Origin of the sequence: Shewanella sp. MM_2022_3 (assembly GCF_022557375.1) — a bacterium.
Classification (GTDB): domain Bacteria; phylum Pseudomonadota; class Gammaproteobacteria; order Enterobacterales; family Shewanellaceae; genus Shewanella; species Shewanella xiamenensis.
Genome location: NZ_JAKZGV010000036.1, coordinates 17,351 through 37,468 on the forward strand (window position 1 = coordinate 17,351; position 20,118 = coordinate 37,468).

A 20,118-nucleotide genomic window follows, 5' to 3' on the forward strand; every position below is an offset into this window, starting at 1 on the left:
ACTGGGAGCCACAAGCCATGGCCGTTGACCTTCGGAAGATCAAAAAACTGATTGAATTAGTGCAGGAATCTGGGATTGCAGAGCTGGCGATTACCGAAGGGGAAGAGTCTATTCGCATCACCCGCTACGGCCCACATACAGTAAGCACACTCGAAGGCGCGCATAATCCACCGCCCTCCACAGCATCAAGCCCAAAGCTGGCGAAAGCCCGTGACGCCCTGCCTGTGATTGAAGGCTTTGTGCAAGTATCGCCCATGGTGGGCAGCTTCCATACCTCGCAAGGCCAAACCGAGGCGCCCTTGGTGCGCATCGGTCAACGGGTGGCTCGCGGCGACACGCTTTGCATTATCGAAGCCATGCGAATGCAAAATCCCATCGAGGCCGAGCGTGACGGTATAGTCGGCGCTATTTGGGTGAAAGACGGAGACGAGGTCGCCTTCGACCAGCCGCTGTTCACTCTGATCGAAACCTAGACTTCGAAATAGAATTTAGAGGTAAAGATGATACTGATTACTGGCGCAAGCAGTGGCTTAGGCGCAGCATTAGCCGCCCTGTATGCCAAGGATAACCAAGCACTTACACTGACGGGACGCGATGCCAACCGTCTGCATACCGTGGCCAATGCCCTCAGCCCATTTTCGAATCAAAGCATTAGCGCCATCAGTGCCAATTTAGCAGACGAAGCGAGTGTCGAAGCGCTATTCGATGGCCTTACCGATGCCCCCGACACGGTTATCCACTGCGCTGGCAGTGGTTACTTTGGCGCACTGGAAACCCAAGGTGCGAGCGAAATCCAAGCGCTGCTGAATAACAATGTCACCTCAACGATTCTGCTGGTGCGTGAATTGGTGAAACGCTATAAGCAGCAAGCGGTTAAGGTGGTGATCGTTATGTCCACCGCCGCCCTCGCCGCCAAAGCGGGAGAGTCGACTTACTGTGCCGCCAAGTGGGCGGTGCGGGGCTTTATCGAATCGGTACGTTTGGAGCTCAAGCAAAGTCCAATGAAGTTGATTGCGGTTTATCCCGGCGGTATGGATACCGGCTTTTGGCCAAGCAGTGGTAAGAGTCTAGATACCTCAAGCTTTATGTCCGCCGATGAGGCCGCAGGCATGCTAAAACAAGCGCTACTCGCCACTGAGCACGGTTATATCGCCGATATCACCATACAAAGAGGTTAAGAAGTTTACTTAAAAGCGGCGCAGAGATGGATCTGCGCCGTCATGGTCGGCTTAATCAATGCAGTTTGCAGTACAAAGATTATCAGCGCGGCGACTCTCCCTGTGGGTTAACCACCACATGACTAAACCGCCAAGGGATAGAAGTGCTGCGGCATAACCAGTCGCGGCGATGCCTTGGCCTGATAAGATCACTAAGCTGCCAACCCAAGGGCCAATCGCATTGGCAAGGTTAAAGGCACATTGCACTAAGGCACCTGTCATGGCCTGCCCATCGGGGGCCACATCCATTAATCGCGCCTGCACTATCGTTGCTAGACCAATCCCCGAACCCACAAAGAATACAATCGGCATTAATGCCCAATAAGATCCCGTCAAACTTGGATACAGCGCCAATACTAAGGTGCTTAACACCAGCGACCAAAATGCCGCCGCCAGCGCCGACTTATCCGCCGCCCAGCCACAGACTAAAGTGCCTAAGGTGGCACCAATCCCAAAGACCGCCATCATCACCGGGATTTTAAAGGGCTCGACCTGGGTGACTTGGATCAGCGTTTCGGCCAGATAGGTATACACACAGAAAATCCCGCCAAAACCGATAGCCGCAATGCCGAGCGTGAGCCAAACTTCGCGGTTCTTAAGGGTTTGCAGCTCTTTTTTCGGGCTGGCATTTTGCGGTACGGCGACATTCGGGGCGAGAAAATACAGCATCACGGCAGTAACGGTGGCAATAATCGCCACTATGCCGATACCAGAGCGCCAACCGACGGTTTGCCCCATCCAAGTCGCGAAGGGCACGCCAACGATAGTGGCTAAGGTTAAGCCGATAATCACCCGAGAAACCGCTCGAGCCTTCATCTCTGGCGGCACTAAGGACGCCGCCAGTAACATAGCGACACCAAAATATGCACCATGGGGCAAGCCACTTAAAAAACGGAAAAAGACTAACCAATTCAAGCTGGGCGCCAAGGCACTTAAACCATTAGCAACTGCCATCATGGCGGCCAAGGCGATTAACAGGGTGCGCCGCTTAATCCTCACTCCCAGCACCATAATGATGGGCGATCCCACCACCACCCCAAGGGCATAGGCGCTGATGGCATAACTCACATGGGCGACATCGACACTTAAATCGCTGGCGATATAAGGCACTAAGGTCATGGCGGCAAACTCTGTGGTGCCTAGGGCAAAAGTGCCTAATGCCAAGGCTAACAACACCCAAAGCGCGCTGCTTTGGGCTGGGGGTTGAGAGTTGGGGTGAACTGCTTGCAAACGATTTCTCCGCGATTCTGTAAAACGACAACTTGCTAAGAAAAAAACAGGAGCCCACTCGGGGCTCCAGTTATAGAAGCGTTGATAAAAATGGATTACTTAACTAACTGTTCTTGATAGGTTTGGCTATTCCAATCGAAGGCATAAAGCGTGCCTTGCCATTCATATAAGGTACGGCCATCTTGCTGCACTATTCTGGCATTGCTCGGCAGACTCGACACACTGCGCGCCGCTCGCGCCCGGGGAACTGCGGCAGTTGGCTCCGCTGAGACTGTTGAAGCTCTCGCCGTCGAGGCCGCCGACATTACAGTTGCGCTATTGGTTGGCATATTCGACACCATCCGACCTTCGCTCGGCGAATATTGCATGCTGGTGGTAACACGCACAGGCGCAGAAATGGCCACTGGCGTATCATCATAGCCTGTCGGGATCGACAAACCGATGCCCGAATAAGGCGAATGCCAGTAACGCTCGCGATTCCAACGCCAGTCGTCATTCCATATCCCATCATTCCAGCCATAGCCAAGGTTCCAGCCCGTCGCTAAGCCAACTCCTAAACCCAATCCCCAAGGATAATAGGGACGGTAATATGGGCGATAGTAACGATGGCTATCACTATGTTTATGATGCTTTTTATAGTGATTATCTTGGCGCCCATAACTCTCGCTATAGCGATCATTTGTGCCTCGATCCCCCGCAATCGCCCAATCTGGCGCGGCAAGACCACCGATCAACAAGGCGCCGAGTAAAGACAAAGCCAAGCCTGTTTTATGCCAAGGCTCCGCGTGCTTACTTAAGGAAACCGATTGATGTTTAAGGCATTTATCTTTAGCAAGGAATGAATAGAATCTCATATAAACCTCGATATACCGGGCGTTGGTCAAATAAACACCGACCTAGGACAAGTATTTTACGCTTCCAAAGCTGGAAGATCACTGAATAGGTTAACCCTAAAACAGAAAAATGCTATAGTGCGCGCCACACGGATTTCCACTGCAGAGGCTATTTCCACATGAGTTTTAAGGATTTACGCAGCTTTATTGATCATCTGGAAGCCAATGGCGAACTCAAACGCATTAGCTACCCCGTTGATCCTCATTTAGAAATGACAGAGATCGCCGATCGCGTTCTGCGTGCCAAAGGCCCTGCACTTCTGTTCGAAAATCCAACCAATCATTCCATGCCAGTGCTGGCCAACCTCTTTGGTACTCCAAAACGTGTCGCCATGGCGCTGGGTAAAGACGACCCGTTAGCACTGCGCGAAGTCGGTGAGCTATTAGCGTTTTTAAAAGAACCTGAGCCACCACGCGGTTTTAAAGACGCGATTTCAAAAATCCCTATGTTCAAGCAAGCCTTGAATATGCCACCCAAGACGGTGCGTAATCCCGCCTGTCAGCAAGTGGTTAAAACCGGTGATGAGGTCGATTTAACTCAGCTGCCGATTCAACATTGTTGGCCGGGCGATGTCGCGCCACTGGTCACTTGGGGCTTAACCATTACTAAAGGCCCGCGTAAGAATCGCCAAAATCTTGGGATCTATCGCCAGCAATTGCTCGGCAAGAATAAACTCATTATGCGCTGGCTATCCCACCGTGGTGGCGCGCTTGATTTTGCTGATTTTAAAGAGCAATTCCCCGGTGAGCGTTACCCTGTAGTTGTAGCCTTAGGCTCAGATCCAGTGACTATTTTAGGCGCGGTAACCCCAGTACCCGATGCGATGAGCGAATACGCCTTTGCGGGATTACTGCGCGGTGAACGCACCGAAGTCTGCAAAGCCTTAAGCTGTGATTTAGAAGTACCCGCCAGCAGCGAGATTATCCTCGAAGGCTATATCGACCCCGATGAGATGGCCGAAGAAGGTCCCTACGGCGACCACACGGGTTACTACAACGAGACGGATAAATTCCCCGTCTTTACTGTGACCCATATTACTCACCGTAAAGATCCGATTTACCACAGCACCTATACTGGCCGTCCACCGGATGAACCTGCCATGTTAGGCGTGGCACTCAACGAAGTATTTGTGCCAATCTTACGCAAGCAATATCCTGAAATTATTGACTTTTATCTGCCTCCCGAAGGTTGTTCTTACCGGATGGCGGTGATCTCAATTCGTAAACAATATCCTGGCCATGCGAAACGGGTGATGATGGGCGCTTGGTCCTTCCTGCGCCAGTTTATGTATACCAAATTTATTGTGGTGGTCGATGACGATGTGAATTGCCGCGACTGGAACGATGTGATTTGGGCCATTACCACTCGTATGGACCCGAAACGCGACACCGTGATGATCGATAACACGCCTATCGATTACCTCGACTTTGCCTCTCCCGTAGCGGGCCTCGGCTCCAAAATGGGCCTCGATGCGACTAATAAGTGGGAAGGCGAAACCACCCGCGAATGGGGTACGCCGATTGTGATGGACCCTAAGGTTAAGCAAAAGATCGACTCAATCTGGGATGAGTTAGGTATAGACGACAGCCCAACCCTATAATTCAGCTTAAGCACGACGTACCCACTTAAGCCAAGAGAATTGGCCGCGAATGGCCCTAATGCGACACCTCTAACAAAATAAAAAGGTGCAAAGGAAGTTTGATGAAAACCATACGTTGTAAGATAGAGAAAGTAACCCCCTTTAACGACGCCGTATATCAGGTGTGGTTAAAGCCTGACACCCCGTTGGAGTTTCAAGCGGGACAATACCTGTGTGTTGTGATGGGTGAAAAAGATAAACGTCCCTTCTCTATCGCGTCCGCCCCTAATGCCGAAGTGATTGAGCTTCATATTGGTGCGGCCGTCAGCGAAAGTTATCCAATGCAAGTGGTTGAAAGATTGCGTAATAGCACGCATATCGACATCGAAGCGCCAGGCGGCGAAGCCCACCTACGCCACGACAGCCAGCGCCCACGTTTATTGATCGCCGGTGGCACAGGCTTCTCTTACATCAAGAGTATTGTCGAGCAACAAATCGCCCTCGGCCAACAGGTCGAAACAATCTTGTATTGGGGTTGCCGCACCCAAGATGCCATGTACTACGAAAGCATCGCCCGCGCATGGCACGACGCTCACCCTTGGTTGCATTTTGTGCCCGTTATTGAAGAGGCCCCAGCAAACTGGCAAGGCAAAACCGCCAATCTGCTCGCGCAAATCAAACAGGATTTTATTAGCCTCAATGGCTATGACATCTATATCGCAGGTCGTTTCGATATGGTCGGTGCCGCCCGCGAAATCTTCCGCGAAATGGGAGTAGACGAAGCCCATCTCTATGGCGATGCCTTCGCGTTTATCAAATAACGCATTGATTGATTAGCTTGGCAGGTTAACCTGCCAATATAGACTCAAACAATAAACCCCAGTTTTCACTGGGGTTTTGTTTTATAACCGGATGCGTAAAGGCTAAGTATTTTAGCCAACCTTAAACAGATTTTTGTGCTTATTTGCCCAAGTTGTCAGCTAACTGTTTAGCGCGACTGGCTGCCCACTGGTCGATCATCTTTTCCAGCTCGCTTGCACTAATTGGGGTATCTTTTTGGGTAGTGTCTTCACTCTCGCGAGCATCTAAAACTCGTACTAATAACTTACCGCTTTGTGAGTCAAGCAATTGCGACATGCTGCCAACCTTGAGCAAGTAAGGCTCCATACCTATTGCCTCTTTTGTCACATCAATGGCAATCTTCGCCGGTAATAAATCGCGTAATTTAAGCTCTGGTCGAGTTAAATCGAAATTTGTCACCGCTGCCTGAACTCTAATCACGCCTGGGCCCGACTCAGTCGCAATCTTGACTCCATTTTTCGTCAATTCATTTTTAAACTTAGTATGATAATAACGGCCAATCTCATTCTGCTCATTAGCCGTTAATAGATACCACTGGCCATTCTCTTGACGAATAAATTGTAATGGATCGAGCAACACTTGATTGTACTGGCGCAGATCTACACCCTGCTCCTTATAAATACGCTGATTGGGATTAGTTTCACTCGTTTTGAACGCATCAAAGGGCACAACTTGAAACCCACTCATCGCCCTTTCCTTTACCGAGCATCCACCCATCCCCAGTAAGACCGTCGCCATGGCAATCATTACCACTTTTTTCATATTTGCTCCTGCACTGATTAATAATTTGTTTTTAGGATGAACACCACGATAAGCGGGCCTTCTCCTAAGTAATATTCCAACCAACAGCCTTCCACAGTGGACACGACAAGGCAGCCCGTAACGACGACTCAAACAGTGACAACAGAACTCACTTTATCAAACGGGTTCAGCACTTTATCTTACTGATAGAATAGTAATAACGTAGATTTTAGCGATTAGAAAGTCGCGCAAGCATTTATCTGTAAACTAGGTATGTGCCATAGCGCTAACACAACATCTTTCATATGAAAAAACACCCAATACAACATTTCACTAAAGAAGATTGCAGATATACCGTTTTTCGCAGTAGGGTTGTTTTAAATACAGCAGGACCAGTACCTGCGGCATTTCGCAAATTGTATAAGTAATAATAGTTGCTAGCGAGCAAAGCACTTGTGCCAATTAGAGCCCAAAATGTACAGCACGTAAAAATAAATCAGTGGCCATACAAATGCGATGACTATACCTAAAAATTTACTTGTATTTTTGAAGCAGTGGATGACTGAACAACCCCATAAATAAAATAGCGTAACAATGATATTGTGTTGAGTAATATTTCTAATTTATTCATTTCCGAGCTATCTAAGCTCGAATCCGCTAAACGAGGGTCTCCAATATAGCTTAAAAAACCAAAATATCCCCACATCGCAAGACTAACTAGCACGATCAAAGCTAGAGATTTTGAATTCAAAAAATATTTCATTATGCTCGCTAATACGCCTCTATTACGTTGACAAAAAATCAGGCCAGCCATTTTAAATCAAAAACATAATATGCTCTCTGCTTACGTTCAAGAGATGAATTACAGGATTCGATCTAAGGAGGAGATAAGAAGTAACGGATGACCTACAAGGCAACAAAGAAGTTACAGGAGTTCACCCTCCCCTCGGAGTTGCCGCAGGGCATTTGCGTTGGTTGCGTGAGCGAGACATAGTCGGCCCCATAGGGAAATGGGAAGTGTCAGAATGATGTATGGAACATCATTGACCATGCACTTCACGACATTCAGGCATCCTGCCTATCAGATACCGAGAGAGCGTCAGTCAATCAGGGACAAGCGTCTGACCGCTTAATGCCCAAGGGGCTTTCAACTCCGTTAGGAGCCTCTTGGCTGCTTGTGAAAACAATAGCAAGGAGGACAGGACGAGCAGTCCTCCTTGGTCGATTCTTTATAAAAAATCTGGGGATGAAGCCCCACGACTTTGATTTTGCTTTAAAAACTCAAACGAAGTTTGAGTACCACCACCTACACTTGTGGTCTATGTAAATCAAACCGTAACGCTTCCGAAATCCCATAGTAGGCGGATGGGCCGCCAGCCCGCAGCACGGGTTCGGCGAGGGCGGTTTGATACACGCCGTCACTATCGAGTAAATGCTTGGCGATATGCACGGCAACCACTTCACCTAAGACTAACCAAGTATCAATCTTGTCGCCATTGGCGGCAGTTAATTGAATACATTGAGAAAGCTTACACTCAAAATTCACTGGGCTTTCGGCCACCAGCTCGGCTTGAACGATAGTGCCAGCCTTTGGGGTAAGTCCGGCAAAGGCAAACTCGTCCTCCCCGCGGGGCAACATGGCGGAAGTTTGATTCATTTTCTCGGCGAGGTTGCGGGTAGTGAGATTCCACACAAATTCGCCGGTGTCGACGATATTAGCAACACTGTCCTTCCAGCCCGTGCTGGCAAAACCGATGATAGGTGGTTTGTAGTTGAAACAATTGAAAAAACTATAGGGCGCAAGGTTGCGTTGTCCCTGTGCATTGCGGGAGGAGATCCAACCTATGGGCCTGGGGGCAATAATGGCATTTAAGGGATCGTGCGATAACCCATGTCCCTTACTCGGCTCGTAAAAATAGCGGTTTTCTACACTCATGCCTCATCCCTTAATCACAATGTAAATACTAAAGCATCATCTTACAGGACTTCGGCGAACCGCTAAATATTCTAATAGCTGAATAGCGCAAAGTATAAGGGGAACAATATGTTCCCGTTAGTTGATGCTGTTTAAGACGATGAACTTACCAGATCTTCACACGATCCTCTGGCGCTAAGTACAGCTTATCGCCGGGCTTCACATCGAATGCGGTGTACCAGGCATCTAAGTTACGCACGGTCAGCGCGCGGTACATGCCAGGGGCATGACCATCGGTCGCCACGCGGGCACGCAAAGCTTCGTCACGCATCTTGGTTGCCCAAGTCTGGGCGAAGCCGATAAAGAAGCGTTGGTCGCCGGTAAAGCCATCGATAACCGGCGCGGGTTTGCCATTAAGTGAAGCATGGTAAGCATCGAGTGCGGCCGCTAAGCCCGCCACGTCGGCAATGTTTTCACCTAAGGTCAGCTTGCCGTTTACATGCAAATCTGGGAATGGCGCATAGGCATCAAACTGTTTCGCCAGTGCCTCACCTTGTTTGGCAAACTGAGCAAAGTCCGCTGGCGTCCACCAGTTACGCATTGCGCCCGTCGAGTCGAAGGCGGCACCATTATTATCGAAGCTATGGCTGATCTCATGGCCAATCACAGCGCCAATCGCGCCATAGTTATAGGCGGCATCGGCCTTCGCATCGAAGAATGGCGGCTGTAAAATCCCCGCGGGGAAGTTAAGCGCGTTTTGCACTGGCAAGTTTACTGCGTTGACGACTTGCGGCGTCATCCACCATTCACCTTTATCCATAGGTTTGCCGATTTTGGCGAGTTGATGGGCATATTCCACCTTCTCACCATTGATGGCATTGGCGTAGGCATTGGTTGGCGATACGGCATAGGCATTGTAATTGCGCCATTTATCAGGGTAACCCACGCCAACGGCGATGGTCGCGACCTTAGCTAAGGCTTCCTGCTTGGTTGAAGGGTCCATCCACTCGAGTTTTTCGACCCGCTTACCAAAGGCACTGACGATGTTATCCACCATAGTGCTAACTTCGGCCTTGGCCGAGGCCGGGAAATAATGCTCGGCGTAGGCGCGGCCCACGGCATCACCAAGGTACTCATCCAAGGCACTCAATGCGCGTTTATCGCGGCTGCGCTGCTCGGGTGTGCCCGACAGTTTAGTGCCGTTAAAGGCAAAAGAAGCGTTATCGATAGCCGATGGCAATACATCGGCGTGGCTGTTGATATGGTGGAACACCAGCCAGTCTTTCCACGCATCCAACGGCTCAGAGGCCACCAACGCCGACAGCCCAGTAATGGCACTGGCGTGGTAAGCGGCAAATCTATCTTGCTTGCCAAGCTGGGCGGCATCCAAAAAGGCTGTCCAGTCGATGCCAGGGGCTTTAGCGTCAAAGTCGGAGCGGCTCCACACACCCGATGCCTTAGTGAAATCTTCACTGTCTTCACGGCTGGCGTGGGCGCTAGCGATCTTGTGTTCGAGAGCAAAAATACGATCTGCACGGCTAGCAGCATCGCTGATGCCCGCATCGGTCAACAGGGTTTCGATATAAGCGCGGTAAGCGGTGCGGATCTCGACCATTTTAGGATCGTCCGACAGATAGTATTCGCGCTCGGGTAAACCTAAACCGCCTTGCAGCAGGTAAGGCAGTACTTCACCCGGTGTCGCCAAACCTTGGGTGACGAAAATACCGAAGAGGTTTTCAGTGAAAAAGTCGGTGGCATTGAGCGGGTCCACATCGGCGCGCAGGTTAGCACCAAGCGCCGCCGATAAAGCCTGTTTATCCGCAATGGCTTGATAACGGGCTAAATCGGCTTCCATTGGCTTCATGCCCGCTGCATCGATTGCCGCGGTGTTAGTGTACGCCTTGTAGAAATCGGCAATGCGCGCATCATCGCTGCCAGCGGGGTGTTCGGCCTTGACTAAGTCGGCAATCAGGCTGGTCTTATGCTTTTCCGTCTCTTGGAAAGCCACTAAAAAGGCGCCCGTGCTTGAGCGATCGGCGGGGATCTCTGTGGTTTTCATCCATTCGCCATTGGCGTAGGTATAAAAGTCATCACCGGGTTTAACCTTGGGTGACATGGCCGCGAGGTTAATGCCAATTGGCATGGCGGGTTGGCTAGCAGCAGGCGCTGCACTGGTTTGTACTTTTGCTGTATTGTCGCTGGCGACGGTTTGATTGGTGTTATCACCACAGGCAGTTAATCCCGTCAGTACTGTTGTTGACAGTAATAAGGCGGGGATCAGGCGGTCCGACATAAGAGACTCCTTCCGTTGTTATTCTTGTATTTTTGGTATTTTGGCTAATCTAGATGCTTGCTAGCATGGTCAGGCAGTGTAACTGGCGATATGGTGGGATGTAAAAGAAACTCACACTTTATGATAGAAAGTTAATGCAAAGTCTTTAATACACGCTTTTGAGCGACGAGCCCAAAACAAAACAGCCGATGACTATCGGCTGTTTTAATAACATGCGAAGTTAGAGTTTGACTTGGGTGTACTGAGTCCACGCCAGCAGTTGTCCCATTTGCGGGACGATCCAAACGGCTGTGTCCTTATTTTGATAAACCCGATAATAGAACAGATCTTCATCGCGAATATCGTGCTTACGAATCGCGCGGTAAAACTGCATGGCCGAGTGGCTCACCTCATCGGGTTTGGTCAGCTCTTTTTGTGATACTTTGACATGAAAAACATCCACATTGAGATCACCTATCTGGGTTTGATATTGCTCAAAATCGCCCCGAATCGTGTACTTAATCGGTGTGGTTAAACAGTCCTGATCGGTAATGCATGAGGTGGAGTAAAACTTGCCTCGGCTTTGCCCCTCGTACACCAGCGACATGCTGAGATCCGTGCGAACCAGTAACTCACCAGCCACCGGAAAATAAATATCCGCATGGTAGTTATGCTCCAGTAGCTCCCCAACCCCTTTATCATCAACAGGTAAGACTACGCGGTTGTAGCGGATCCGCTCTTCCATCTTTTTACTAAGTGGAATAAATTCCGCCATACTCAGGCCAGCGGGTTTAGCATCAATCGAAGTGATATTGATGATGCCTTTGCCAGTACAATCCTTGGCATCTAACGCAGGGCATATTGCCATCGAATAGTTTTTACCATCCGTTGACGCAAAGGCACTGAAATAAGGTAAGCCATCGATATGATTGCCTTCTGGGGCTAAATGTTTTTGCCACCATGAGGGGTGTAAATGCTCTTCATCATCGATATACAACACCTGCGCCGTACCTAAGGTGCCACCAATATTCAGGCTGATATATTTATCGGCATTCCATTTCGCGACATGCTTCACCACAGCATGGTGATCGCTCCAGTACCAGATCAAGGTGAGGATCATCCCCAGCATGACGATACCAGCAACCTTAGTCCAAGCAGAGACACCCACAATCGCATCGCGGATAGCATCGGCATCGTTAATCGCCAACATTTTTACATGGGACTGTTCTGAGACATGCAATTGATAACCGCGGCGCGCCACAGTTTTGAGCTGTACCTCGGTATAAGGCTCTAATTTTTTACGTAATGTGCTGATGCATTGGGTCAAAGAGGTTGGTGCGACCACGCGATCTGGCCAGCCTACTTGCAGCAATTCTTCCTTGGTAAAAATGGCATTCGGCGATGACAGCAGCAACACGAGTACAGCGGCTTCTGAAAAAGTCAGGCCGATCTCGGTTCCATGAACATGGTCAACAAGCAGCTTGGCCTGTTCATCTAGCATGAGGTATGAAGTAATTTTATGCATGTTAAGCGCCCAAAACTAAGCCAAAACAATAGACTATGATTGCGCTAACAACGGGCAAACACAGTGAAACTCAGTTTCACCCAAGAGCAACCGTGACTTGTGGCTACCAAATCAAGATGGCTTATTTTACCTTTTAACAACATAAAATACTGTGACTCTACACTCAGTTTACCTATTGTTTTTTAAGCGTAAATTTAAACTAATGCAGGGGTATCTAAACTTCTTGGCGATTAAAAATAACGCAACAAACCAGTAGCAAAACAGTCAACCAGCCCACAAATACACCATACATTAAAGGCAAGCCCATACCCGTTTGGGAAATTAGGGCGAGAGTACTCTTTACCGATAAGGTATCGGCAGGGTTTGCGAGTAAGTTTAAAGCCCGGAAAAGATCGGTAGGATTGATTAAAATCAATAGGTTAAATAGTTGACGATTGAGTACTTCAGCCATACTGACGAGGGCTGTTAATAGTACCAAATCGTAGACCAACACCAACACAAACCAAAGCAGCAGTAATACACCTAAAGCTTTGGCTTTTTCCCGCACACACAGGCTCACGCAGTAACCTATCAGTACAAACACTAAGGACAATAAAATCCCGCTACCCATCAGATGAATAAAGCCAATCACTAAGGCCAGCCGTGCGTGTTCGGCTCCAAGGACAAGCAGCAACAAGGCCGTTAAGCCAAATCCCAATAAACAGGCAGTGGCCATCACATAGGCGTGGCCGAGTAATTTGCCACAAACCAAATGCCAACGGGCTAAGGGGTAAGTCAGCAACAACAGCAAGGTGCCCGATTCCCGCTCACCAACAAAGCTATCGTAGCTCAGTAAAATGGCACCCAAAGGTAAAATAAACACCGCGAGCGTGACTAAACCAGAAAAAATTTGCGCGCTCTCAGATACCACTAAACTGCCCGACACTGCGCTGCCCATAAAGCTCACGCACAGGGATAGGATCAACAACATACCCGCCATAAGCCATAACCAGCGGTTACGTAGGTTGTCTTTAAATTCTTTTACTGCAACAGCTTGGATCAGTGTCAGTGCCATAGGAGGACGAAAACTCGCTAAGCCTTGCTGCTTTTCTAGCTGACGGATTTGACTCATGCGACTAACTCCGATTTAACCGCTGCTGAACCAGCAAAAGTGTTACAACTGGATGCACTTTGGGGGTGAAGACTCGCCATATAAAAATGGAAAATATCCTGCAAACTCGGCGGTATGATAGAAACTTCATCAATCTTTAAGGCGTGTAGTTGCTGTATCACTTTGGCTTTTAGCGCATCAGGCACCCTTAAACATAATCTTTCTGAGGCTGAGGGTTCTAACAGTGAGGCGAACAACGCTTGGCTTAGCAACTGCTGATATTGCAGCGGCGTAAGGTGATGCAACTCAATCAGGCTTGGCAGCGAGGTTGCAGCCCGAAGACTGTGCAAATCCCCCGAGGCAAGCATCTGGCCTTGGCCTAAAATCAGCGCACTATCCATTTGATCTTGTACTAAACCTAACTCATGGGTACTGATAATAATCGCGCAGCCCTGCGCCTTAAGTTGCGCCATTTTTTGGTATAAAAAGGCCGATGCGAGGGGGTCAAGTCCGACCGTTGGTTCATCCAACAACAGCACTTTAGGATCGGCCAGCACCGCCTGGGCTAAGCCTAAACGTTGGCGCATCCCCTTAGAAAAGGTTCGCAGCCGTTTATCCTTAGCCGCCATCAGGCCAAACTCTTCCAGTAAAAGGCTGACTCGCACAGGTGCAACCCCCTTAAGCTTGGCAAAGTAGCTTAAGAGTTCATGTGCCGTCATATTGTCATAAAAGCTTACATTTTCAGGTAAATAGCCTAAAGACAAACTCGCATTGACCCGTTTGGCTTGTACCTCTTGCCCCTGTACAAACAACTGGCCCGCGCTTGGGGATACCAAGCCTAAAATCATTTTGATCAGGGTAGATTTACCGGCACCATTATGGCCAAGCAGCGCTAAGGTTTGGCCCGTTAGCACCTCAAAATTAAGATTTTTTACCGCTTCAAACTCAGCATACCGCTTACTCAATCCCACGGCCTTAACAGCCACTTGCCCTTGGGCGGTAGGTTTTTTTGTCATTAATGTCAGCGCCTGTGGATTAATAGCGTTGTTGGTAAAATGGCTCATATTCCATCTCCCTCTGTGGTCAGTCGCATTAAGGGAAAGCTATCACTCACACCGCTGACACTCGTTGGCTGAAACTGCCGCTCTACCCAACGCAGCAGCAATACCACAGGGCTTTCCATCAGTAGTTTCGCCTCGGGATAGAGCCAAAATAGCTTGTCTAAATTGTCGTTGGGTCTGTGGGCAACATCTCCCACTCCGTCGCCATTAGCATCCCAGCCGCGGTATTCAGACCAATAATTGCCCTGCCCCTGATAACTCCACTCCAGCTGCGCTTCGCCGACATACTTAACTTGGGTCTGATTGGCTAAAATACGATTATGCCAAAGGCGGTTTGCTTCGCCGCCCATCGCCATGCTGATCCCAGTATCACTGTGACTAAATTCATTATCTTGAATGCGATTATTCTGCGCGGCGTAGATAAAAATGCCCTTGCCTTCGTTACCGAGTTCTACCGAACCTTGGGGATGCTTCACGTCTGTGGCGATATTCGCCTGAATATGAGAGTCGTTGGTGATATTGAGCAGAATGCCAAAGTCCCGCGCTTGGCTAACGTGATTATGGTGCAGGTAGATTTGTTGTGAATTCATCAATGCGTAGCCGCCGTCGACGCTAATCGCTTGATTGTTTGAGGCTTCATCACCTCGGGTATACATGTAGTGGATGCCGTATTGAAGCTTAGCGAATTGATTATGGTGAATTTTGCTGTCCGTCACCGACTCGAGATATACCCCATCACGGACAAAGATAACATGATTTTGTTGCACATCGGGCGCGGTCACATGCTTAAGGAAAATCCCATCGCCTCGGTCTAATACATAGATAGCGCCATTGCCACTGATGCTATTTTCAAGAATACGGGGCGCAGCAAGTTGCTCGCCATAAATCCCAAAGCCATCCCCCACAAGCCGATTGCCTTTGATAAGCACCTCGTCTGCCCCGGGCTGCAATAAAATACCTGCATCATGGTAATAAAGATCCCGCCCCCAATGGCGGATATTGAGTCCTTCGACAATCACTTTGGGTGCAGTAATGGTGAGGGCGCTGCCTTGGCGTAGGGCATCGAGGGTCGCGCCCGCTTCGGCCTTAATATGAATGGAGCGGGTGACACTGAAATTACCTTCATACACTGCGGTATCAAGTACGAGTGTGTCACCGTCCTGCGCCTGCGCCAATGCTTGGGTTAAAGAGGCAGTATCTTTAACCCTTAACTCCTGCGTCACACCGATAAAGGATAAGGTGCAGAGCCAACAGAGGAGCAATAAACGCAGCATGATCAATCGCCTACTTATCGCCAGCGAGTAATTCGAGAGTGATATCTTCAAAGGTTAATACGCGTCCACCGTATTCCTTTGCAAAGGCTTCGGCGGCGGCTTTAGTACTAAAAGGTGCGACGGCTGGCCCCATCACGGCTTTTTTACTGGTGCCGTAAACATAAAATGCGCTGGCGGCATCGATAAAGGCGCCATCGTCAGGCTGTTCCCAATCGGTTGTCGCGGCGTCATGCACCATCATGTAAGCAATTTGTCTTTTATTTTCAGGCTGTAAGGCAAAGTTAAACATATCGCGGCTAGAGCAAAACTTAGGCACCATCTTCTCGGCCTTAAGGTGTACTTGCCCCTTTGGTCCAGGGTATTTAGTGATCACCATACCGCATAGGTGGCAACGATCATGCTCGTGGATCATCTCGGCTTTGTGTTGGTGATCGGTAGCTTCACTCTTATTGCAGCCTAATAACAAAGGAGCGAGTAGTAACAACCCAAAGAACTTTTTCATGCTGTTAATCCTTTGAAAAATATCAACGCCTCGCCAAGGCACCTTGCAGGGACAGACCTCTTGCGACGAGGGTTGATAAAAAAATGGTTCATCAAAGGCCGAGGCCTTAGTACATCGTTAAATCGCGTAGTTTTGGCCCGCTAACAGGATAAAGAGTCGTAGACACATCATCCCCACTACCGCACACATTCCCGACATATAAAACGCTTTGGCCGAATGGCTAAAATGTTTACCCGTCGCAAAATTCAGTAGCAGTGGCGCGGCAAAGCCGATACCCACAACACCAATCCAAAATACGCTTGCCCACACACCTTCATGGAAGGCGGCAAAAGCAAATTGACCACCGGCATTACCCGTTAATAGTGCTGTCGCGATCATGAAAATAAACATGGCTTCGGCGAACATAATGGGCCACTCAGCGCCGTGCAGGATCTTCATTTCGCCGCTGTGCAGGGGCTCTTTAAATAACCACACCGCCAGCATTTTGGCTGAAGCGCCACCCGCGGATAGACCCGAGGCAATAAACAGCGCAGGGAGTACCGAGGTGTTGATCAGCGGGAAGCGGATCAGCGCAGAAATCAAGAAGCCTGTGTAAGCACACACTGATAACGCCAGCACTAACGCGAGCGCTTCCATTGGGCGTCTAAAGCCTTTTAACTTGGCAATAATCGGCGCTAAAAACTTCAATTGTGGGATGGCCATCAGCTCTTTTTCGAGGGCTAAAAGTGCCACCACTGCCACTAACGGGATATACACCGACAGCGCAATAACACCAATCGACATCACAGAATTTAAGTTATAAAACACCAAAATTCGCCAGAAGAATAAGGGGTTAGTCAAGTCGAGTACCAGACATAACATCCCTAAGCTAATGGTCACAAAGGACAGCAAGGTCGCGGCTTTTAAGAAGGCGGTATTTTCAACCTGGCCTAGGTAAAAACGCAGCGCCAGCGCAATGGTTAACGCCCCGCCCGAAATCCCCGCGAAAAATAAATACACTGCAATCGGCCAAGGCCAAGCAACGCCTTGGGATAAGCCGAGGGTAAATTCCATACTGGTATCCATATTTACACTCCCAGTTTGACGATTGGTATGTAACGTAAGCTCGGCTCAGTACCAAACTGCGGTTTAATCCGCACTGAGTCTTTTACCGCCAATAACTTACTCACATAGGACTGAGGATCATTGGCATCACCAAAGATCAGCGCGTCGTACTTACAACTCTGCACGCAGGCGGGTAACTCGCCCTTAGACAGCTTGCTATGCAAACAGAAGTCACAGTTATCCGCCACATCCGTCTCTTTGTTGATGTAACGAGCGTTGTAAGGGCAAGCACCAATACAGTACTTACAACCCGCGCATTTGCTCGCATCCATAGTCACGATGCCCGTTTTCGCGTCGCGGTGCGCCGCGCCCGTTGGACAAACCGTGACACAGGGGGCGTTTTTACACTGCTGGCAGGAAACCCGCACAAACTTACGCTCACAGTCGCAACTCATCTTGCCGCAATGAGGGCAGGCTTGGCCTTCAACACGACCACTTTGCTGCTCAAGGATCACCCGAGAAACACCCGCGGGTAAGTTGTTTGCTTGGTTACAGGCGGTTTTACAATCACCACAACCGACACATTTATTTTGGTCAAAGACCATGACGTAATGGGACTTATGGGCGCTGTCAGCATCTTCTTTGACCGAACAACCCGCTAAAGGTGTTAACATCAAAGAGCACATGCCAGCGCTTTTAAGGAACCTCCGTCTCTCTATATTTTCACTCACAACATCCTCCATCTATCGGTTTTATACCGACGTTTTTATTTATATCGTTATCGTTCCTACATGCCTGAAAATGGCTAGCGACTTGATTAATATCCACTTTCATTCAATTTGCTTTGGGCCTTGCCAATGGCGTTTAAAATGGCCTCACGATTAATCTCTGCCGTTGGCTGTGACAGTAGTGCCTGCCAATGGTCTATCGCCTCTTGGTAACGCCCATGAAGATACGCATCGGTGGCCTGTAACATGCGGGTCTGCGGCTCAAAGGGTGCAAACGCCAAGATCTGTGCAATCAGCGCTTGGGTTTGCGGCGTCATTTGGCGACCATCGTGGTAATAGAGTGCATTCGCTTTAGCACCGAGCACCTCGGCATCCTCTCCCACCAACGCAAGCAACTTGTCCAAGGTCTGCACCGCATCGCTATATAAACCACCCGCGCTATAGGCCTGGGCAAGTGACATCAATGCCAGCGGGTTTTGTGGTTGATCGTCAACTAGGCGAACGGCTTTGGTGATGTCGGCTGCCACTAAGTAGTCAATATGCTCATTGACTATGCCCTTATCCCAATCCTGGTAACGCCCCGTTTGGCTGTAGATAGCGAGCGTCATAGCAAGCAATACACCACTGCACAGCACTGGCAACCCAGGGGAGACTAAAGGCAGCCCCGCAACGGTTTGCTGTTGATTTAAGCGTGCGTGTTGCCAAAATATCCAAGCAACAAATCCGCTTAATAGGAGTGCGATGGTGAACCCTAAACTTGCCATACCTAACCTCTTTGCTTGCCGCTCCAAGCTTATGACTGAGCGAACAAAACCGAACGCTCAGTCCCCGATGTTTGCTCTTAGTGAGCAGGCATCATGCCCATCATGCGGGCTTCTTTTTTCTCACTTGGCTTTTCGATATTTTTCAGTTCGATTTCAAAGATCAAGGTAGATTGCGGTGGAATTTCACCCACAAATTCATTGCCATAGGCTAAGTTTGCAGGGATAACAAAGCGGTATTTAGAGCCCATAGGCATCAGTTTTAAGCCTTCTTCCCAACCAGGGATTACCGTCATTAAGGCAAAACGCGTAGGGTCTTTGCGGCCAACGGTATTTTCAAATTCAGTACCATCGATAAGCTTGCCAACGTATTCAACGGTGACCACATCCTCAGGATTAGGTTTGTTACCAGTTCCTTGGGTTAACACTTCATATTGCAGGCCGGATTCGGTCACAATCACGCCAGCTTTGTTTTTGTTTTCAGCAAGAAAGGCTTCACCCGCCTTGGTATTTTCAGCAGCTAATTTTTCAGCGTTGGCTTTTCTCACTTGATTTAATTCTTCGGCGCGTTGATTGAGATACGTCACCACTTCTTCATCGGTTAATTGCTGTTGTTTTTTCAGCGCGTCCACAAAACCTTGAACCACTAAGTCCACATTCACTTCTGCGCCCAGTTCCACTTGGTTATAAACCTGGCCAGAAATGTAGTTACCGACAGAGGCACCGATACTGTAAGACGCTTTATCTGCATCGGTTTTAAGGCTTGGGGCGGCAAAGCTCGCCATAGACACAAACAGTGCGGCGCAGGTCGCCACTGTGATGGTTTTTGGGATAAAAGACGTTGGCATAGATGTTTTCATTTTATGTTCTCTACAATTTAGCCCTGGGGCTTGGTGCGTTAGCCGAAAACGTATGGACATTGCCCATAACCGATTAATGTATTTATCTGATTACTATGGTTTTTCTGTTGTTCTTCCAGACATGCGCCAACCGAAAATGCCATCGGCCATATGGCGTACACCGGTGTAACCTAGCTTCATGGTTTCCCGTGCAGCCATGTTGCTGGCGGTACAAAGGCGGTTAGCGCAATAAAACACCATCACCGCATCTTTATTCTTTGGAAGTAACTCTCTCCAATTTTGAACATTGAAAAAAACCGCCCCGGGGATAAAACCTTCCGCCCAGATTTCCAGCGTGTTTACGTCGAAAAAATAAACCCCTTGCTTACCGACTAAGGTCTCTGCTTCCCGCATGGAAATAGGATTCAACTGAATTTCGTTATAGGGTGCTTCAGAAATATCAGAACCGCCCCCTGCAATGGCTGGAAGGCTGATGCCACCCAAGCTCAGTGCAATTAAGCCGCCTATCAGGCTTTGTCGGATCACGTTATTCATTATTTGGCCTCGTATATTCCCCGGCACGGA

19 protein-coding genes are annotated in these 20,118 nt (G+C 49.1%); 4 read left to right on the top strand and 15 right to left on the bottom strand.

Features of this window, described 5'->3' with window-relative positions:
- The first annotated feature begins 17 nt into the window (after positions 1–17).
- Together accB and MMG82_RS15775 are read left to right on the top strand one after the other, a co-directional pair.
- Positions 18–473: an acetyl-CoA carboxylase biotin carboxyl carrier protein gene (accB, locus tag MMG82_RS15770; protein WP_047540029.1), complete on the top strand. Its 456-nt coding sequence runs from the start codon at positions 18–20 to the stop codon at positions 471–473.
- Positions 474–500: 27 nt separating this feature from the next.
- Entirely contained in the window at positions 501–1,178 is a 678-nt protein-coding gene (locus tag MMG82_RS15775) for an SDR family NAD(P)-dependent oxidoreductase (protein ID WP_037413948.1), read from the top strand.
- A 51-nt stretch (positions 1,179–1,229) separates the two neighbouring features.
- Here MMG82_RS15775 and MMG82_RS15780 read toward each other — a convergent pair whose 3' ends face one another.
- On the bottom strand, positions 1,230–2,447 hold the full coding sequence (locus MMG82_RS15780; protein ID WP_047540027.1) for an MFS transporter: 1,218 nt from the start codon (positions 2,445–2,447) through the stop codon (positions 1,230–1,232).
- 95 nt (positions 2,448–2,542) lie between these two features.
- The gene (locus MMG82_RS15785) at positions 2,543–3,301 is read right to left on the bottom strand and encodes a hypothetical protein (protein WP_047540025.1); all 759 of its coding nucleotides are present in this window, start codon (positions 3,299–3,301) and stop codon (positions 2,543–2,545) included.
- Between the two features lie 158 nt (positions 3,302–3,459).
- Here MMG82_RS15785 and ubiD point away from each other — a divergent pair, with 158 nt between their 5' ends.
- Together ubiD and fre are read left to right on the top strand one after the other, a co-directional pair.
- Positions 3,460–4,941, top strand: coding sequence for a 4-hydroxy-3-polyprenylbenzoate decarboxylase (gene ubiD / locus MMG82_RS15790; protein ID WP_037427322.1), 1,482 nt, complete (start codon positions 3,460–3,462; stop codon positions 4,939–4,941).
- A 101-nt stretch (positions 4,942–5,042) separates the two neighbouring features.
- On the top strand, positions 5,043–5,741 hold the full coding sequence (fre, locus tag MMG82_RS15795) for an NAD(P)H-flavin reductase (protein ID WP_241407080.1): 699 nt from the start codon (positions 5,043–5,045) through the stop codon (positions 5,739–5,741).
- A 139-nt stretch (positions 5,742–5,880) separates the two neighbouring features.
- Here the strand turns inward: fre and MMG82_RS15800 are convergent, their stop codons facing one another.
- The 13 genes from MMG82_RS15800 to MMG82_RS15860 all read right to left on the bottom strand — a co-directional run bounded on the left by MMG82_RS15800 (position 5,881) and on the right by MMG82_RS15860 (position 20,088).
- Positions 5,881–6,543 (bottom strand): DUF3313 domain-containing protein, encoded by a 663-nt coding sequence (locus tag MMG82_RS15800; protein ID WP_037413939.1) that lies wholly within the window; start codon positions 6,541–6,543, stop codon positions 5,881–5,883.
- A gap of 1,285 nt (positions 6,544–7,828) precedes the next feature.
- Positions 7,829–8,458, bottom strand: coding sequence for a flavin reductase family protein (locus MMG82_RS15805; RefSeq protein WP_047537531.1), 630 nt, complete (start codon positions 8,456–8,458; stop codon positions 7,829–7,831).
- Positions 8,459–8,603: 145 nt separating this feature from the next.
- Positions 8,604–10,730 (bottom strand): M13 family metallopeptidase, encoded by a 2,127-nt coding sequence (locus MMG82_RS15810; protein ID WP_241407081.1) that lies wholly within the window; start codon positions 10,728–10,730, stop codon positions 8,604–8,606.
- Between the two features lie 220 nt (positions 10,731–10,950).
- Positions 10,951–12,234 carry a helix-turn-helix domain-containing protein gene (locus tag MMG82_RS15815; RefSeq protein WP_037413903.1) on the bottom strand — a complete coding sequence of 428 codons (1,284 nt, stop codon included), beginning with the start codon at positions 12,232–12,234 and terminating at the stop codon, positions 10,951–10,953.
- A 214-nt stretch (positions 12,235–12,448) separates the two neighbouring features.
- A complete protein-coding gene (locus tag MMG82_RS15820; protein ID WP_241407082.1) occupies positions 12,449–13,345 on the bottom strand; it encodes an ABC transporter permease in 897 nt (298 codons plus the stop codon).
- Positions 13,342–14,388, bottom strand: coding sequence for an ABC transporter ATP-binding protein (locus MMG82_RS15825; protein WP_241407083.1), 1,047 nt, complete (start codon positions 14,386–14,388; stop codon positions 13,342–13,344). The genes MMG82_RS15820 and MMG82_RS15825 overlap by 4 nt, the downstream gene beginning before the upstream one ends.
- The gene (gene nosD / locus MMG82_RS15830; RefSeq protein ID WP_241407084.1) at positions 14,385–15,659 is read right to left on the bottom strand and encodes a nitrous oxide reductase family maturation protein NosD; all 1,275 of its coding nucleotides are present in this window, start codon (positions 15,657–15,659) and stop codon (positions 14,385–14,387) included. The genes MMG82_RS15825 and nosD overlap by 4 nt, the downstream gene beginning before the upstream one ends.
- 10 nt (positions 15,660–15,669) lie before the next feature.
- A complete protein-coding gene (locus MMG82_RS15835) occupies positions 15,670–16,161 on the bottom strand; it encodes a nitrous oxide reductase accessory protein NosL (protein WP_037413896.1) in 492 nt (163 codons plus the stop codon).
- 117 nt (positions 16,162–16,278) lie between these two features.
- Positions 16,279–17,226: an NrfD/PsrC family molybdoenzyme membrane anchor subunit gene (nrfD, locus tag MMG82_RS15840; RefSeq protein ID WP_047537518.1), complete on the bottom strand. Its 948-nt coding sequence runs from the start codon at positions 17,224–17,226 to the stop codon at positions 16,279–16,281.
- 2 nt (positions 17,227–17,228) lie between these two features.
- Entirely contained in the window at positions 17,229–17,936 is a 708-nt protein-coding gene (locus MMG82_RS15845) for a 4Fe-4S dicluster domain-containing protein (protein WP_037427340.1), read from the bottom strand.
- 86 nt (positions 17,937–18,022) lie between these two features.
- Entirely contained in the window at positions 18,023–18,697 is a 675-nt protein-coding gene (locus tag MMG82_RS15850; RefSeq protein ID WP_241407085.1) for a tetratricopeptide repeat protein, read from the bottom strand.
- A gap of 77 nt (positions 18,698–18,774) precedes the next feature.
- Entirely contained in the window at positions 18,775–19,554 is a 780-nt protein-coding gene (locus tag MMG82_RS15855; protein ID WP_241407086.1) for an FKBP-type peptidyl-prolyl cis-trans isomerase, read from the bottom strand.
- A gap of 93 nt (positions 19,555–19,647) precedes the next feature.
- The gene (locus MMG82_RS15860) at positions 19,648–20,088 is read right to left on the bottom strand and encodes a rhodanese-like domain-containing protein (RefSeq protein WP_241407087.1); all 441 of its coding nucleotides are present in this window, start codon (positions 20,086–20,088) and stop codon (positions 19,648–19,650) included.
- Positions 20,089–20,118 lie beyond the last annotated feature (30 nt).